Origin of the sequence: Mycolicibacterium celeriflavum, assembly GCF_010731795.1 — a bacterium.
Classification (GTDB): domain Bacteria; phylum Actinomycetota; class Actinomycetes; order Mycobacteriales; family Mycobacteriaceae; genus Mycobacterium; species Mycobacterium celeriflavum.
Genome location: NZ_AP022591.1, coordinates 1361910 through 1377498 on the forward strand (window position 1 = coordinate 1361910; position 15589 = coordinate 1377498).

21 protein-coding genes are annotated in these 15589 nt (G+C 67.1%); 10 read left to right on the forward strand and 11 right to left on the reverse strand.

Going from position 1 to position 15589, the window contains the following annotated elements:
* Positions 1–25: 25 nt before the first annotated feature.
* Positions 26–730, reverse strand: coding sequence for a DUF3159 domain-containing protein (locus tag G6N18_RS06570; protein WP_179962376.1), 705 nt, complete (start codon positions 728–730; stop codon positions 26–28).
* On the reverse strand, positions 727–1098 hold the full coding sequence (locus G6N18_RS06575) for an OB-fold nucleic acid binding domain-containing protein (protein ID WP_067215083.1): 372 nt from the start codon (positions 1096–1098) through the stop codon (positions 727–729). Before G6N18_RS06575 ends, G6N18_RS06570 begins: the two co-directional genes overlap by 4 nt.
* 134 nt (positions 1099–1232) lie before the next feature.
* Here G6N18_RS06575 and G6N18_RS06580 point away from each other — a divergent pair, with 134 nt between their 5' ends.
* The gene (locus G6N18_RS06580) at positions 1233–1931 is read left to right on the forward strand and encodes an alpha/beta fold hydrolase (RefSeq protein WP_082999967.1); all 699 of its coding nucleotides are present in this window, start codon (positions 1233–1235) and stop codon (positions 1929–1931) included.
* 108 nt (positions 1932–2039) lie between these two features.
* On the opposite strand, the gene G6N18_RS06585 is transcribed toward G6N18_RS06580, so the two are convergent.
* Both G6N18_RS06585 and dut read right to left on the reverse strand, forming a co-directional pair.
* Positions 2040–2816 carry a DUF3710 domain-containing protein gene (locus G6N18_RS06585; RefSeq protein ID WP_082999966.1) on the reverse strand — a complete coding sequence of 259 codons (777 nt, stop codon included), beginning with the start codon at positions 2814–2816 and terminating at the stop codon, positions 2040–2042.
* A 1-nt stretch (position 2817) separates the two neighbouring features.
* Positions 2818–3282, reverse strand: a complete 465-nt coding sequence (dut, locus tag G6N18_RS06590; RefSeq protein WP_082999965.1) for a dUTP diphosphatase — start codon at positions 3280–3282, stop codon at positions 2818–2820.
* A 25-nt stretch (positions 3283–3307) separates the two neighbouring features.
* Between dut and G6N18_RS06595 the strand changes: the two genes are divergently transcribed.
* Positions 3308–3784: a DUF3093 domain-containing protein gene (locus G6N18_RS06595; protein WP_067215067.1), complete on the forward strand. Its 477-nt coding sequence runs from the start codon at positions 3308–3310 to the stop codon at positions 3782–3784.
* A 15-nt stretch (positions 3785–3799) separates the two neighbouring features.
* Here G6N18_RS06595 and G6N18_RS06600 read toward each other — a convergent pair whose 3' ends face one another.
* Complete coding sequence (locus G6N18_RS06600) at positions 3800–4102, reverse strand: DUF4193 domain-containing protein (protein ID WP_066980415.1); 303 nt, start codon at positions 4100–4102, stop codon at positions 3800–3802.
* 166 nt (positions 4103–4268) lie between these two features.
* Between G6N18_RS06600 and cei the strand changes: the two genes are divergently transcribed.
* Positions 4269–4925, forward strand: coding sequence for an envelope integrity protein Cei (gene cei / locus G6N18_RS06605; protein ID WP_067215062.1), 657 nt, complete (start codon positions 4269–4271; stop codon positions 4923–4925).
* Positions 4926–4963: 38 nt separating this feature from the next.
* On the opposite strand, the gene G6N18_RS06610 is transcribed toward cei, so the two are convergent.
* A complete protein-coding gene (locus tag G6N18_RS06610) occupies positions 4964–5812 on the reverse strand; it encodes an inositol monophosphatase family protein (RefSeq protein ID WP_067215058.1) in 849 nt (282 codons plus the stop codon).
* 136 nt (positions 5813–5948) lie between these two features.
* Here G6N18_RS06610 and ppgK point away from each other — a divergent pair, with 136 nt between their 5' ends.
* Together ppgK and G6N18_RS06620 are read left to right on the forward strand one after the other, a co-directional pair.
* Positions 5949–6755 (forward strand): polyphosphate--glucose phosphotransferase, encoded by an 807-nt coding sequence (gene ppgK, locus G6N18_RS06615; RefSeq protein WP_067215055.1) that lies wholly within the window; start codon positions 5949–5951, stop codon positions 6753–6755.
* Positions 6756–6934: 179 nt separating this feature from the next.
* Entirely contained in the window at positions 6935–8464 is a 1530-nt protein-coding gene (locus G6N18_RS06620) for an RNA polymerase sigma factor (RefSeq protein ID WP_067215299.1), read from the forward strand.
* A 6-nt stretch (positions 8465–8470) separates the two neighbouring features.
* Here G6N18_RS06620 and G6N18_RS06625 read toward each other — a convergent pair whose 3' ends face one another.
* The 3 genes from G6N18_RS06625 to G6N18_RS06635 all read right to left on the reverse strand — a co-directional run bounded on the left by G6N18_RS06625 (position 8471) and on the right by G6N18_RS06635 (position 10293).
* On the reverse strand, positions 8471–8944 hold the full coding sequence (locus G6N18_RS06625) for a hypothetical protein (protein WP_131805702.1): 474 nt from the start codon (positions 8942–8944) through the stop codon (positions 8471–8473).
* A 139-nt stretch (positions 8945–9083) separates the two neighbouring features.
* The gene (locus G6N18_RS06630; protein ID WP_067215045.1) at positions 9084–9866 is read right to left on the reverse strand and encodes a hypothetical protein; all 783 of its coding nucleotides are present in this window, start codon (positions 9864–9866) and stop codon (positions 9084–9086) included.
* 67 nt (positions 9867–9933) lie between these two features.
* Positions 9934–10293 carry a DUF952 domain-containing protein gene (locus G6N18_RS06635; protein ID WP_067215042.1) on the reverse strand — a complete coding sequence of 120 codons (360 nt, stop codon included), beginning with the start codon at positions 10291–10293 and terminating at the stop codon, positions 9934–9936.
* 131 nt (positions 10294–10424) lie between these two features.
* On the opposite strand from G6N18_RS06635, the gene G6N18_RS06640 reads away from it, so the two are divergent.
* Together G6N18_RS06640 and G6N18_RS06645 are read left to right on the forward strand one after the other, a co-directional pair.
* Positions 10425–10619 carry a DUF7455 domain-containing protein gene (locus G6N18_RS06640; protein WP_067215033.1) on the forward strand — a complete coding sequence of 65 codons (195 nt, stop codon included), beginning with the start codon at positions 10425–10427 and terminating at the stop codon, positions 10617–10619.
* 63 nt (positions 10620–10682) lie between these two features.
* Positions 10683–11708, forward strand: coding sequence for a YihY/virulence factor BrkB family protein (locus G6N18_RS06645; RefSeq protein WP_067215030.1), 1026 nt, complete (start codon positions 10683–10685; stop codon positions 11706–11708).
* On the opposite strand, the gene G6N18_RS06650 is transcribed toward G6N18_RS06645, so the two are convergent.
* A complete protein-coding gene (locus G6N18_RS06650) occupies positions 11698–11934 on the reverse strand; it encodes a DUF3039 domain-containing protein (RefSeq protein WP_059099829.1) in 237 nt (78 codons plus the stop codon). The genes G6N18_RS06645 and G6N18_RS06650 overlap by 11 nt on opposite strands.
* A 66-nt stretch (positions 11935–12000) precedes the next feature.
* Here G6N18_RS06650 and G6N18_RS06655 point away from each other — a divergent pair, with 66 nt between their 5' ends.
* From G6N18_RS06655 to G6N18_RS06665, 3 genes are all read left to right on the forward strand, one after another.
* On the forward strand, positions 12001–12402 hold the full coding sequence (locus tag G6N18_RS06655; protein ID WP_234806076.1) for a DUF3099 domain-containing protein: 402 nt from the start codon (positions 12001–12003) through the stop codon (positions 12400–12402).
* 147 nt (positions 12403–12549) lie between these two features.
* Positions 12550–13509, forward strand: coding sequence for a sigma-70 family RNA polymerase sigma factor SigB (sigB, locus tag G6N18_RS06660; RefSeq protein WP_067215022.1), 960 nt, complete (start codon positions 12550–12552; stop codon positions 13507–13509).
* 136 nt (positions 13510–13645) lie between these two features.
* Positions 13646–14338: an iron-dependent transcriptional repressor DtxR gene (locus G6N18_RS06665; protein WP_059099826.1), complete on the forward strand. Its 693-nt coding sequence runs from the start codon at positions 13646–13648 to the stop codon at positions 14336–14338.
* A gap of 56 nt (positions 14339–14394) precedes the next feature.
* On the opposite strand, the gene G6N18_RS06670 is transcribed toward G6N18_RS06665, so the two are convergent.
* Positions 14395–15435 (reverse strand): DUF4192 domain-containing protein, encoded by a 1041-nt coding sequence (locus G6N18_RS06670; RefSeq protein ID WP_082999962.1) that lies wholly within the window; start codon positions 15433–15435, stop codon positions 14395–14397.
* Positions 15436–15589 lie beyond the last annotated feature (154 nt).

Consider the following 15589-nt stretch of genomic DNA (forward strand, 5'->3'; position numbering starts at 1 on the left):
GTGGCCCACGGCCCGGCAGGTGTTCTCAGCGGCTGTCCGGTTGGGCCGCGTCGGGCACCGCGTCGCGGAGGTCCTCTGAAGTCTCGGTGCCGGTGAGGGCTTTCTGCGCCGTCCGGATGGCCAGATAGGTCACCAGCGCGGCGACCGCAGTCAGCGGCCACCCCATGGAGATGCGCGCGACGCCCAGCCAGCCGGTTTGGCCGGCGTCGTAGAGGTGCTGCTGCACGACGAAGCGGGAGGCGAACACCAGCACCCAGAACAGGGTGGCGATGTCGAACGCCGTCATCGCCCTGCGCACCCGGCGCCACTCAGTGCCGCCGCCGCTGACCCAGCTCCACACGTAACCGACGACGGGACGCCGGACCAACACCGAGACCGTGAATACCGTCGCCCACAACAGCGACATCCAGATGCCCCACAGAAAGTAGCCTTCCGACTCCCCGGTCACGTAGGCGATCAACGCGCAGATTCCCACCCCGAAGAAGCCGGAGACCGCCGGCTGGGTGGACTCACGGCGGGCCAGTCGCCACGCCAGAATCACCGTCGCCACGCCCAGCGCCGCGATGATCGCGGGCATCAAGCCGAAGATCTGGGAAACCGGGACGAATGCCAGCACCGGCAGCGAGGAGTAGATCAGGCCGCTGACGCCGCCCATCTGTTGCAGGACGGCGTGGGCCTTGCTGGTCTGCTCGGTGGAGGGCTTCCCCGGTTCGGTTCCGGGATCGCTCACTTCTGGATCTCGTAGTGGGGGTTGTAGATCGCCTTGGCGCCGCTGTCGAGCTTGCCGACGCGGCCATGCACCTTCAGCGTGCGGCCCGACTCGATGCCGGGGATGCGCCGCTGGCCGAGCCAGACCAGCATCACCGAGTCTGTACCGTCGAACAATTCGGCCTTCACACCGCCGGCGCAGCCCTTGCCGTTGCATTCGACGCTGCGCAGAGTGCCGACCATTGTGACTTCCTGACCGCGTTGACAGTCGATCGCCTTCTGGGCGCCGGTCGAGGCGACTTCGTCACTGAGTTCCTCGACGTCGAGCTGCTCCGGGTCTTCTGTCAGCCGCCGGGTGAGCCGGCGCAGATACCCTTCGGCCGTTGCCATGGCCTCTCCTGACCTATCGCAGATCCACCATGGATCTACCCAATCCAACGCCACGCTAGACCTCTTGGTTCCGATATGCCACGCGGGGTCGGGTCGGCGCGCCGAGCGGTCGCCGGGCCGGGCACGATCAACGCATGACGGTCAATCTGCGCGGCGTTCCGACGGTGCTGTTGCCCGGCACGGGTTCCGACCATGACTTCGTCTACCGGGCGTTTTCCCCCGCGTTGCGCGGTCACGGCGCGACGGTCATCACCCCGGCGCCGCAACCACACCGCCTCGTCGAGGGTTACCGCGCCGCCCTCGATGAGGCCGCCGCCACCGGGCCCATCGCCGTGGGCGGAGTGTCGATCGGCGCCGCCGTGGCCGTCAAGTGGGCACTGGCGCATCCCGGTCGGGCGGTGGGGGTGCTGGCCGCATTGCCGGCGTGGACGGGCTCACCGCACCGGGCGCCCGCAGCGGCCGCGGCGCGGCATTCCGCAGAGGTGCTGCGTCGCGACGGGCTGGCCGCCGCCACCGCGGCGATGCAGGCGTCGAGCCCGCAGTGGCTGGCCGACGAGTTGACCCGGTCGTGGCTGGCCCAGTGGCCCGCGCTGCCCGACGCTATGGAGGAGGCGGCGAGCTACGTCGCACCCACTTGTCCGGAGCTGGAGCGGTTGACCGTCCCGCTGGGCGTCGCCGCGGCGACCGACGACCCGGTGCATCCCCTCGAGGTCGCGGTCGAGTGGGTGTCGGCGGCGCCGAAGGCGGCATTGCGCACGTTCACACTCGATGAGATGGGCGCCGATCCTGCAGTGGTCGGCACGGCATGTGTAGCGGCCCTACTGCAGGCCTAGCGAGCGGGCAGCGGCGGCAACGCGCGCGGTCGGTCGGGTGGCACTAACCGGTGGATCGCATGCACCTGGTGCGTGGGATCAACCCGTTAAAGCGCGAAGTCGGACGGGTCAGCCGCCTGTGATGGTGCGCAACTGCTGCATCGCCGAGCCCTGAGCGCTGCGTCGCGCGACGGGCTGTGCGGGCGGCTCCTGTTGTCCGGCCTCCTGAGCTTGTTGCGCCTGTTGGGCGGCCTGTTCGGCGGCGGCGCGCAGCTGGTTGGCCATGGGCTCCGGCAATTCGACCGGCAGCGGAGTACGCACCGGCAACGGGGTATCACCGCGACGAACCACTGTGTCGGCCAACGCTTCTCGCGCTTCGGCTGCGAGCGCGTCGAAGTGTTCCTGGGGACCGTTGACGACGCAGCGGATCATCCAGCGGTAGCCGTCGACCCCGATGAAGCGCACCATGCCGGCCTGAGCTTGCTGCGCCGCGTCGGCCTGCTGCGCAACTCCGACGACCTCGCGGCCCCACGGCCCGTCCTGGATCGACACCTGGGCGCCGTCCTTGCGCAACGAGTCGGCCAGTTCGGCGGCGATCTCGCGCCACAGGCCGGCGGACTTCGGAGCGGCGTAGGCGGCGACGGTGAACCGACCGTGCCGTGTGACGACCCACACGGCGCTCGGCACTCCTTGTTGGGTGAGCTCGACCTGCACCTGACCCGCCTCGGGCAGCGGGATCAGCACTGAGCCGAGGTTCAGCCGGCCGGTGGCGGCCGCCTCGGGGTCGTCGAAGTCCTCGATGTCGAAGGGGCCGTCCAGGTCGCCGTCGACCTCGTCGCCGGTCCCCTGCCCTGCGCCGTTTTCATCGACCTGGTCGTCGTCGCTCTTGTGTTTTCCTAATGCCATTTCACAAACTCGCATGTCCGCCGGAGGAGCCGTGGCCGCCGTCGCCACGGGATGTATCACCGAGACCGGCCTCGTCGAAGGACGTGACCTCGACCAGCTCGAGCAGCTCGACCCGCTGGACCAGCAACTGCGCGATGCGGTCCCCGCGGTGCACGATGATCGGCACCTGCGGATCGAGGTTGATCAGCGCCACCTTGATCTCACCGCGGTACCCCGCGTCGATCGTCCCCGGGCTGTTGACGATCGAAAGCCCAACGCGGGCGGCCAAACCCGAGCGCGGGTGCACCAGGCCGACCATCCCGTGCGGAATGGCCACCGCGATGCCGGTCGGTACCAGCGCGCGCTGGCCGGGGGCCAGTTCGACGTCGAGCGCACTGAAGAGGTCGATGCCCGCGTCGCCGTGATGGGCACGGCTGGGCATCGGCAGATCAGGGTCGAGGCGGACGACCGCCAGGGTGGTGGGCACGACGTCAGAGATTACTCTTGGCCGCGTGTCCGACACGCGCGCCACGTCGCAATCCGTGCGCTACCGCGAGCGACTCCGGGTGCCGTGGTGGTGGTGGCCGCCGGGCCTCGGCCTCGCGGCGTTGATAGCCGTCGAAATCCAGATGGGCGTTCCGGGCGTGCCCGGATGGCTGCCTTACGCACTGCTTCTGCCTGTCGCGGCCGTTGTGCTGCTGTGGCTGGGCCGGACCGAGGTGCGGGTCGTCGGCGGACCGGACGGCACCGAGCTCTGGGCCGGTGCCGCGCACCTACCTGTCGAGGTGATCGCGCGCTCGGCCGAAGTGCCGCGCAGCGCCAAATCCGCCGCGCTGGGCCGTCAACTGGACCCGGCCGCCTACGTCGTACATCGGGCGTGGGTGGGCCCGATGGTTCTGGTGGTGCTCGACGATCCCGATGATCCGACGCCGTACTGGCTGGTCAGCTGCCGGCATCCGGACCGGGTTCTGGGGGCGCTCCGCGGTTGAAGTGGAGTACCGCGACTAGGCCGCGCAGTCCGAGCAGATCATCACGCCGTTCTTCTCGCTGGCCAGACGACTGCGGTGGTGTACCAAAAAGCAGCTCGAGCAGGTGAACTCGTCGGCCTGTTTGGGGATCACCCGCACCGACAGTTCTTCGCCGGACAGGTCGGCGCCGGGCAATTCGAAGTTCTCGGCGGACTCTGACTCGTCGACATCGACAACCGCCGACTGGGCCTCGTTACGCCGCGCCTTCAACTCCTCGAGCGAGTCTTCCGAGACGTCATCGGTCTCGGTCCGCCGTGGGGCGTCGTAATCGGTAGCCATCCTCGTCCCCTCCGAATAAAGCTTGTGCGACAGAGCTTTGTACCAGCGTCGAACGCATCCGCCAAATGATTCGTGCCCGTATTGATACCCGTTCCACTGTGATTTATGTCACAGCTCGCATCGTGCCACGCGAACAATGCGGCACCTGGGGCTTTAGAGTGCACTCGTGGTCGCGCAAATCACTGAGGGAACCGCGTTCGACGAGCACGGTCGTCCCTTCCGCCGGCGGTACTACCTGCCGGGGATCGTGTTGTTCGTCGCGCTGTCGGTGGTGACGTTGTTCGTCTGGGTCATCGCGCTGAACCGTCCTGCCGACGTGCAAGAAGCGGCCATCTGCAATCCGCCGCCGGCGCCCGCCGACCCGGCCGCGCCGGCCCCGACCGTCGGTGAACAGGTGTCGCGCGCCGAGATGGTCGACGTGGCGCCCGCCCGCCTCGCCGATACGAAGATCAAGGTGCTCAACGCCAGCGGCCAGGGTGGACAGGCCGCCGAGGTGGCCAGTGCATTGAAGGATCTTGGTTTCGCCGAACCGACCGCGGCCAACGATCCGCTCTATGCCACCGCCCGCCTGGAGTGCCAGGGCCAAATCCGGTTCGGCGAGGCCGGGCGCGCCGCGGCGGCAGCGGTGTGGCTGGTCGCGCCGTGCACCGAACTGTTCCAGGACGGCCGCGGCGACGACAGCGTGGACCTCGCCCTCGGTACCGAGTTCACCGAGTTGAGCAGCAACGACGACATCGAGGCAGTGCTCGCCAGCCTGCGTCCGGATGCCACCCAGCCGGCCGATCCAGATCTGCTGTCGGAGATCCACTCGGGGGCCTGCTGAGCGGATAACCGGCTGTCCGGCAACCAGTTAGCGAAGACCTACGGCGCGCCCGCGCGGCGAAGCGCGGCGTCCAGATCGGCCGCGACGGCCGGCGCTGCGGCCACGATGAACCCGGGACCGCCTTCCGACCCTTCCCCCGGCGGCAGGCGCAGTGTGGCGCCCGCTTCGGCGGCGATGAGCGCCCCGGCCGCCCAGTCCCACAGGTGCACACCGTCCTCGTAATAGGCATCGAGTTGACCTGCCGCCACCATGCAGAGGTCCAGCGCGCAGGATCCGATGCGGCGCACGTCGCGCACCGCGGGCAGCATCCGGGTCAGCACCTCGGCCTGTCGGGCCCGCTGCTCGCGGTCGTAGGAAAAACCGGTGCCCAACAACGACATTGACAAGTCGTCAGCACTGCTCGTGCGCAGCGGCGCGGTCACGTCCGCATGTCGCCGATGCGCGCCGTGGCCGACAGCGGCCGAGTACACCGCGCCGGTCGGCACGTTCGCGACGGCACCGGCCAACGAAACACCGTCGCGTTGCACGGCGACCGAGACCGCATACGCGTCCAACCCGTAGACGAAGTTGACCGTGCCGTCGATCGGGTCGAGCACCCAGGTCAATTCACCCGGTCGCGCGGGTGCCCCGCCTTCTTCTTCACCGAGCACATGTTCGCCGGGACGCAGCACGGCAAGCCGGTCGCGGATCAGCCGTTCGGTCTCGGTGTCGACGATGGTGACGGGGTCGGTGGGCGAGCTCTTGGTCCATACGCCGGGCGTCTCCGGTGCCGAGGCGGCGTCGCCGAAAACCTCTGCGCGGCGGTGCAGCACGAAGGCGGCCGCCTCGGTGGCCAGTTGCTCGGCGACCGAGCGCAGCAGGACGGGATCGGCGTCGTTGTCGGGCATTGACCCATCGCAGCACGTCCGGCCGACGTTGTCGCGGCCTGCTCGCCCGACAGCCACGCGCGGCTTTCCGCGAGCCACTAAGGTGTGGGGCGCACGAATTGGCTCGGGCACGCCTGGCTGAACTGGAGGAGCGCTCATGACCGCGACCGATTCATCCTCCGTCGCGCCGAGCACCACCGAGAGCCAACGCCGCGGATTCGGCATCGATGTGGGCGGCAGCGGCGTCAAGGGCGGCATCGTCGACCTGGACACCGGCCAATTGATCGGTGAGCGGTTCAAGCTGCCCACGCCCCAGCCGGCGACGCCCGACGCGGTCGCCGAGACCGTCGCCGCTGTGGTCCGTGAGTTCGGTTGGACGGACAAGCTGGGGGTCACCTATCCCGGCGTGGTGACAGACGGGATCGTGCGGACCGCGGCCAACGTCGACAAGCGTTGGATCGGCGTGAACGCCCGCGATGTGATCGTGGACCATCTCGGTGGACAGCAGGTGACGGTTCTCAACGACGCCGACGCGGCCGGGTTGGCCGAGGAGAAGTTCGGCGCGGGCCGCGACAACACGGGCGTCATCGTGCTGTTGACCTTCGGCACGGGCATCGGTTCGGCGGTCATCCACAACGGCGTCCTGCTGCCCAATACCGAGTTCGGCCACCTCGAGGTCGGCGGCAAGGAGGCCGAGCACCGCGCCGCGTCGTCGGTCAAGGAACGCAAGGGCTGGAGCTACGAACGCTGGACTGTCGAGGTGACAAAGGTGCTGGTAGCGGTCGAGAACGCGATCTGGCCCGACCTGTTCATCGCGGGTGGCGGCATCAGCCGCAAGGCCGAGAAGTGGGTCCCGTTGCTGAAGAACCGCACGCCGGTGGTCGCCGCGGCGCTGCAGAACACCGCGGGCATCGTAGGTGCCGCGATGGCCGCTGAGGTGGACGTCACAGCTACTGCCAAGTAGCCACGCCCGGAACCTGGGATTTGCCGCTCGAGGCGGCGTTATCCCACACTGTCGTTACAATGGTCGACGGCGGCCGCAGCCCGGATAGCGGCGATTATCAACCGCCAATATTCGACAGCCGACGCTCCTCGATGGGGACACCCATGCCCACCGACGAGTAGCACAAGGAAAGGGTGTACGTGGCAGCGACAAAGGCAAGCCCGGCAACCGATGAGCCGGTGAAGCGCACCGCTACCAAGGCCGCCCCCGCCAAGAAGACAGCGGCGAAGTCCGCCAATGCGACGGCGCCGGCCAAGAAGGCCGCCAAGGCGCGTACCGCCACCAAGGCGCCGGCGAAGAAGGCCGCCAAGCCAGCGGCGAGCCGCGAATCGGGTACCACCGCGACCAAGGCACCGGCCAAGCGAGCGACGAAGGCCGCGAAGACAGCCGCCCCCCGCGGTCGCGCCAAGAAGGCCACCGCCGCCGATCCGGAGGCCACCAAGACCGACGTCGAGACCGACGAACTCGAGGCCGACGAGCTGGAAGCCGAGCCCGGCGACGACCTCGCGGTCGAGGAGGCCGACATCGACCTTGCGGATCTCGAGGTCGCCGTCGAGGAGCCTGCCGAGGAGGTTGCCGCGGTCGCCGAGGGCGACACCCCCGCGGCGGAGTCCACGGATGAGGCCGCCGCTGTCGAGGACGACGAGATCGCCGAGCCGTCGGAGAAGGACAAGGCCTCCGGCGACTTCGTCTGGGACGAGGAGGAGTCCGAGGCGCTGCGCCAAGCTCGCAAGGACGCCGAGCTGACCGCGTCGGCCGACTCGGTTCGCGCCTACCTCAAGCAGATCGGCAAGGTCGCGCTGCTCAACGCCGAGGAAGAGGTCGAACTAGCCAAGCGCATCGAGGCCGGTCTGTATGCCACCCAGCTGATGGCCGAGATCGCCGAGCGCGGCGAGAAGCTGCCCGCCGCGCAGCGCCGCGACATGATGTGGATCTGCCGCGACGGTGACCGTGCGAAAAACCATCTGCTGGAAGCGAACTTGCGTCTGGTGGTGTCGCTGGCCAAGCGCTACACGGGCCGCGGCATGGCGTTCCTGGACCTCATCCAGGAAGGAAACCTGGGCCTGATCCGTGCCGTCGAGAAGTTCGACTACACCAAGGGCTACAAATTCTCCACGTACGCCACCTGGTGGATCCGCCAGGCGATCACCCGCGCGATGGCCGACCAGGCCCGCACCATCCGTATTCCGGTGCACATGGTCGAGGTGATCAACAAGCTCGGCCGCATCCAGCGCGAGCTGCTGCAGGATCTGGGGCGGGAGCCGACGCCCGAAGAGCTGGCCAAAGAGATGGACATCACGCCGGAGAAGGTGCTGGAGATCCAGCAATATGCGCGTGAGCCGATCTCCCTGGACCAGACCATCGGTGATGAAGGCGATTCCCAGCTCGGTGATTTCATCGAGGACTCCGAAGCTGTGGTGGCCGTCGACGCGGTGTCGTTCACGCTGCTGCAGGATCAGCTGCAGTCGGTGCTGGAAACCCTGTCGGAGCGTGAAGCAGGCGTAGTGCGGCTGCGGTTCGGCCTCACCGACGGCCAGCCGCGCACGCTCGACGAGATCGGTCAGGTGTACGGGGTGACGCGCGAACGCATCCGCCAGATCGAATCGAAGACGATGTCGAAGTTGCGCCACCCCAGCCGTTCTCAGGTGCTGCGCGACTACTTGGACTGAGCGCCTCTACGTCGGCGTCGGCGCGGGTCCGGTCTTGGTCAGCATCAAATCGTTGTAGCCGTTGTACGCCTCACCACATAGCCCGGGTTCGTAGAAGGACTGCACGGCCTCACCCGTCGCGGCGTCCCATGCGTAGTTCATCGGCAGATCGTGCTTCGAGCCGTCCTCGCACATGAGCGCATCACGGGTCGGGGCTCCCCTGGCGATCCACCAACCGACCTGCCAGTAGGCGTTTGCACTCCATACCGGGGACTTCCGCTCGGTGTCATCCGGCTCGTACTCGGTGACGTGTACACACTGAAACGCGTCGCCCTCGCACGGTGTGACGACCCACGTCTTGGTACCCCACTCGTATTCGGCGTCGTATGTGCCGACCGCGTTCGCCGTGATCTGGTCCGTGCCGTACGCGGGAGCGGCGAACGCCACCGCGACGACACCCGCCGCGAGAACCGACGCCGCAGTTACTCCCCTGAATCCCATGGCGCTCCTCGATCTGCCGGCGCGTAGAGGGAAGTATGCAACACGGGCAAGCGATCCCGGACCGAACTCACGAGTGTCGGGTTGTGTGACGCGATCTCGCTTCAGGCGTGCGACGACTGGGTGCCGGTTCCGATCGGGATCATCGCTTCTTGTCGCGCACCTTGTACGTCGACGGCCAGGACTCGCGGGTCTCGTCGCCGGTCAACGGCACGCCCTTGCTGCCGATCTTGATGTCGTAAGCCTCCTTGCCGGGGCCGACCTCGCGGTTGGCGTGTTCGGTGGCCAGATACATCAACTGATCGATCTCGGCCTCCGAGAACGCGACGAACGACGTCTTGCGGACGATGTCGTCCGCGCCGGCGGCGATCCGGTCCGGTAGCACCCTGGTCGCAAACGCCGCCCCGGCCAACAACGCGAACGGGATCACCCAGTAGCAGATGAACGACAGCGGGGTCTTGGTGTCCAGGATGGTCGCATCGCCGTACACGATCGGCGGGATCGCCGACGACAGCGTCATGCCGCCGAACGCCGCCACCCAGATCCAGGTCAGCAGCGAGGTGATCTTCGCAAAGAGGTCGCTGTTGACAACGTGCGGTGGCTGGCCGACCTCGGCGAACTCACGCACGAACGGCTTGCCGACCAGCACGCCGGTGAGCGCCACCAGAAAGATGCCGGCGTTGCTCAGCGGCTGCATCCACTGTTCCATGAATGACTGGTCGAGCGTAAAGGTCAACACTGTCAGTACCAAAAATGTTGCCAGCGCGCCGATTTCGAGTATCCGACCCGGTCCGCCGCGCACCTGCCCCAGCACGAATGCCGCGACCGCGACCGCCAGGGCGATCAGCACCGCGACGGTGAACGGAACGTTGCCGATGAGCACCCAGTAGACGATCCAGGGTGCGAGACCTAACAGAATGCCCACGATTTGTAAGTGTACGTAGAAGCCTTCCGGCCGTGGACGGCGATCACCACCGGCGGGAGCGACGGACCTACGGTGCGAGCGGAGCGAACCGACCGTCCGCACCGGGCCGATACGGCGTGACGCTTATCACAGCAGCGGTTGGCAAAGGCCCATACAGATGTGGGAACACCATTCCCACTGGATCAGCGGGCATACCGGGTTCCCAGCGAACGGGAGAGGACAGCTGTGCGGCGTCGATGCGCAGCAGCACCAGGTCGGTGCGACCGGCGTAGAGCCGGTTGGCCGGCAGGTGCACCTGCTCGGGCGTCGAGAGGTGGACGAACCCGTTCGCCCCGAGCGAATCGGGGCGATGCTCGCCGCGCGCTTGTGCCGATCGCCACTCCTGCGTGCTACACAGGTGGACCAGCACCGGCGACGAGTGGCTCATATCGCCAGCCTGCCGTGTCGGCAACTCGAGGTAACGGTGAGACACGACACACCGGTAAACCCCTTGGGAACAACGCCGGAAGCCAATACGTCTGAGACAGTAGATGCACGCGAACAGTACGGAGGTCCGCAATGACGAACGCAACGCTCACCAGTCCCCCCTTGAGCCGGGCTGACCGCTGCGATCGTTGCGGTGCCGCGGCCCGGGTTCGCGCGAAGCTCCCGTCGGGAGCGGAGTTGCTCTTCTGCCAACACCACGCCAACGAGCACGAGACCAAGCTGATCGAGTTGGCCGCGGTTCTGGAAGTCAGCCCGGTGGAGGCATAACGCCCGACACGGCGCAGGCCGCACTGGGCAGGAGCACGCTTCGTCAGGAATGCTGGACTGGTCATGAGTGACCAGCCCCAGCCGTTGCCGATGAAGCCGTCGCGCCACCACATTCGACACCTCGTGCGGCGCACCTTGTCGAAAAGCTGGGACGATTCGATTTTCTCGGAGTCGGCGCAGGCCGCGTTCTGGTCGGCACTGTCACTGCCGCCGCTACTGCTCGGCATGCTGGGCAGCTTGGCGTACATCGCTCCGCTGTTCGGTCCGGAGACTCTGCCGACCATCGAGACCCAGATCATCGACACGGCGGGGAGGTTCTTCTCCACCAATGTCGTCGCCGAGATCATCGAGCCGACGATCCGCGACATCGTCAAGGGCGCCCGCGGCGAAGTGGTCTCGGTCGGCTTCGTGATCTCGCTGTGGGCGGGCTCGTCGGCGATCTCGGCGTTCGTCGACTCCATCACCGAAGCTCACGACCAGACTCCGCTGCGCCACCCGGTCCGCCAGCGGTTCTACGCGCTCGGGCTCTATGTGGTGATGTTGGTCCTCGCGATCCTGACCGCGCCCTTCATCGCTTTGGGTCCCCGCAAGATCGCCGAGTACCTACCCGACAGCTGGGACCGCGTCCTGCAGTTCGGCTACTACCCGGTGCTGATCCTGGGGCTCGTCGTGGCGGTCAACATCCTCTATCGGGTGTCGCTGCCGAAACCGTTGCCATCGCACCGGCTGCTGCTGGGCTCCGTGCTGGCCACCGCGGTATTCCTGGCGGCGACGTTCGGGCTGCGCTTCTACCTGACGTGGATCACCGCGACCGGCTACACCTACGGCGCACTGGCAACGCCGATCGCCTTTCTGTTGTTCGCGTTCTTCCTCGGGTTCGCAATCATGATCGGCGCCGAACTCAACGCCGCCGTGCAGGAGGAGTGGCCGGCATCTGCGACCCATGCGAAGCGGTTCCGGTGGTGGCTGAAGGAGAAGGCCGAGACCCGCAACGGCGTCGCGGCCGCGGAACGCCGGGCGGCAGCCGCGACGCTGGGCCCACGCGAAAGCCGGGCACCAGAGACGGCAGCCGACGGAATTACTTCTTGAGCTTCTCGTAGATGCGCTTGCACTCCGGGCACACCGGCGAGCCCGGTTTGGCGGACTTCGTCACCGGGAAGACCTCGCCGCACAGCGCGACGACGTGGGTACCCATCACTGCGCTCTCGGCGATCTTGTCCTTCTTGACGTAGTGGAAGTACTTAGGGATGTCGCTGTCGGTCCCGTCGTCGACGCGTTCGTCGGTGTCGGTGCGCTCGATCGTCTGGGTCTGCATGACAACCATTTTGCCCGTAAGGAAACCGACCCGTACAGCGGAGCGACAATGTGCGACAGTGGAGGTATGAAACACGGCCCCGAGCTGAGTTTCGACGACGAGGGCCGGCCCGTCCTGATCACTCGCGCCGCTCCCGCCTACGAGGAACAGCACCGTCAACGGGTCCGCAAGTACCTGACCATCATGTCGTTTCGGATTCCGGCGCTGATCCTGGCTGCGGTCGCGTACGGCATCTGGCACAACGGCTTGATCTCGTTGGGAATTCTGGTGGCCTCGATTCCGCTGCCGTGGATCGCCGTGCTCATCGCCAACGACCGTCCGCCGCGGCGCCCCGAAGAACCCCGGCGGTACGACGCGCAGCGCCGCGCTGCGCAGTTCCCGACCGCCGAACGGCCGGCCTTGGAACACGGCATCGTCTCCCCGCCGCAACCCGACGGACGCGCCTGCAACGGCGATGTTCCCAGTTGAGCCGCTTCTGTTCCTTTTCTAAGGACATTCTCAGGTCGACGACGAGAAACCGCTGATCAGAAGGTGTGAACCGGCCGACCGCCGGGAACTCTTAGAACCTCGTGGGCGTTGTAGCTCATGACAGTTCGACTTGATCAGGAGGCCGTCATGGCAAATGCCAGCACTATCCGCGTCGACCACGACCTGGACGCGCAGAGTCCAGCGGCTGACCTCGTACGCGTGTATCTCAATGGCATTGGCAAAACGGCCTTGCTCAACGCCGCCGACGAGGTCGAGCTCGCAAAACGCATCGAGGCAGGGCTTTACGCGAAGCATCTGCTCGAAACACGGAAGCGCTTGGGCGAGAACCGCAAACGTGATCTTGCTGCGGTGGTCCGCGACGGCGAGGCGGCGCGACGCCATCTGCTGGAAGCCAACCTGCGTCTGGTGGTGTCGCTGGCGAAGCGCTACACCGGCCGCGGCATGCCCCTGCTGGATTTGATCCAGGAGGGCAATCTGGGCCTCATCCGCGCGATGGAAAAGTTCGACTACACCAAGGGATTCAAGTTCTCGACGTACGCCACGTGGTGGATCCGGCAGGCGATCACGCGTGGGATGGCGGATCAGAGTCGCACCATCCGGCTTCCGGTGCACCTGGTCGAGCAGGTGAACAAGCTCGCCCGAATCAAGCGGGAGATGCACCAGAATCTCGGCCGCGAGGCCACCGACGAGGAACTGGCGGCCGAGTCCGGCATTCCCGTGGAGAAGATCACCGATCTGCTGGAACACAGCCGCGACCCGGTGAGCCTCGACATGCCGGTGGGCAGCGACGAGGAAGCGCCGCTGGGCGACTTCATCGAGGACGCCGAGGCGATGTCCGCCGAGAACGCCGTGATCTCCGAACTGCTGCACACCGACATCCGGCACGTGCTGGCCACCCTCGACGAACGCGAGCAGCAGGTGATCCGGCTGCGCTTCGGTCTCGACGACGGTCAGCCGCGCACCCTCGACCAGATCGGCAAGCTTTTCGGCCTCTCCCGTGAGCGGGTGCGACAGATCGAGCGCGAGGTCATGGCCAAGCTGCGCAACGGCGACCGAGCCGATCGGCTGCGGTCTTACGCCAGCTAGTCCATCGATGACGATTCCCCGCCGGGACGACCGGCGGGGACGCGTCTTCATCGTGCGCGAGCCGCGGTGTCGCGGACGTAACAACGCAGTTCAGGCCCTCAGGCCGGTAGACTCATCGCTGACGGAGGGTTAGCGCATGAATGATCTAGTCGACACCACAGAGATGTACCTGCGGACGATCTACGACCTCGAAGAAGAGGGCGTGGTGCCATTGCGTGCACGCATCGCGGAGCGTCTGGATCAGAGCGGCCCCACCGTCAGCCAGACCGTGTCCCGGATGGAACGCGACGGCCTCCTGCACGTCGCCGGCGATCGCCACCTCGAGCTCACCGACAAGGGCCGTGCCCTGGCCGTGGCCGTCATGCGCAAGCACCGACTCGCCGAGCGACTGCTTGTCGACGTGATCGGCCTGCCCTGGGAGGAAGTGCACGCCGAGGCCTGCCGGTGGGAACACGTGATGAGCGAAGACGTCGAACGCCGACTCGTGCAGGTCCTCAACAATCCCACCACCTCGCCGTTCGGTAACCCGATTCCCGGGCTCTCGGAGTTGGGCCTGATCAACTCGTCGCCGGGCGACGGATTGAACCTGGTCCGGCTCACCGAGCTGCCGGCCGGTATGCCCGTCGCGGTCGTGGTGCGGCAGCTGACCGAGCACGTCCAGGGCGACGTCGATTTGATCTCCAGGCTCAAGGATGCGGGCGTGGTTCCCAACGCCCGCGTGACCGTGCAGACCAACGAGCACGGCGGGGTGATGATCGTGATCCCCGGCCACGAGCAGGTCGAGCTGCCCCACCACATGGCGCACGCCGTCAAGGTCGAGAAGGTCTGACCCGCCATCTGATTCGCCGCAGCGAGTGCCCAACGGGCCGGGTCGACCGGGCGCGGTCAACCGGCCCGTCGACCGAACACCCGTCTCGGCGGTAACCGCACTCCCAATTGGTCGGCCAACCGGTAGCCCGTGGTGGCCAGCTCACGAATTCGTTCCGGTCGCAGACCCGATTGCAGCGCGGTGTCGAGCATGCCCGCCATCCGATGCGTGCCGTCGCACCGAAGCGCCGCCTCCAGCGACACCCCCGCCAACGGACCGTCACCGCGCGAATACGCCGAAAATGCCAGAAGCACAAGGGCTTCCACCCGCCACGGGTCGGGCAGCCGCCGCGACAGCTCGGCCCACAACGACTCTGCCTGTGTCGCGCTCTCCCCGACCGCCAGCGCGTAAAGCGTGTCGCGCACCTGCAGATCGGTCAGCGCGGCCGCGATCCGAGCCACGACGGGATCGGGCAATTCCTCACCGTCGGCGACCCGGGCGGCCGTCGCGATCACGGCCTCGATATCGCTGCCGGCGTCGGCGTGCGATCGACCGGACTGCGCGTCGGCGATGGGTACGGCCAACGCCGCCGCGCGGGCGGAATCGGTGACCGCGATGACGTCCTGAAGCTCGGCGCGCCGGGCATAGAGCCTGCGCCCGTCGAGAACGGCGGCCATCGCGAGCGGCGATGCCGACGGGTCTTCCACGATGCCCGCCTCGCCGCAACCGTCGGCGCAGTGCCATCGCCCTCCGGCCGCGACCCGGTCGACAACATGCGCGGCGAGCAGTTCGATGCCGCGTTCGGCCAGGGCGGCCGCCAACATCGCGGCGAGTTCGCCGTACTCGTCGTTGCACAGGCGGCAACCGGCGCCGTCCTCGTCGACGATGACAGCAATCGCCGAGTCCGGTCGCGCCGCTGCGGCCACCTCGGCGATGTGGTCGACCGATTCGGGCAACTCATCGGAGAGGTCCACGCGCATGACGCATCCCAGCGTGCCGCGCTCCACGGTCACGAGCACGAGGGATTTCTCCGGGACGAAACCCAGGACGGCGGGCAGGGCCGCGATGAGGACTGCGGGACGGTTCAGCTGGAAATCGGGTGATGGTGAGGTCGTCATGGGGCGACCCTCCCCGGCGGCTCGGACGGCGGGCGCCCGTCGAGGGTCGCGGCCGGCGAAGCTGTGGATCAATTCGAGGTTGGGGATGAAATTCGCTTCCGGTTGCCGCCTGTCGGCCTGCGGAATCCGGCCAACCGGCGTACACCTTGTTGCT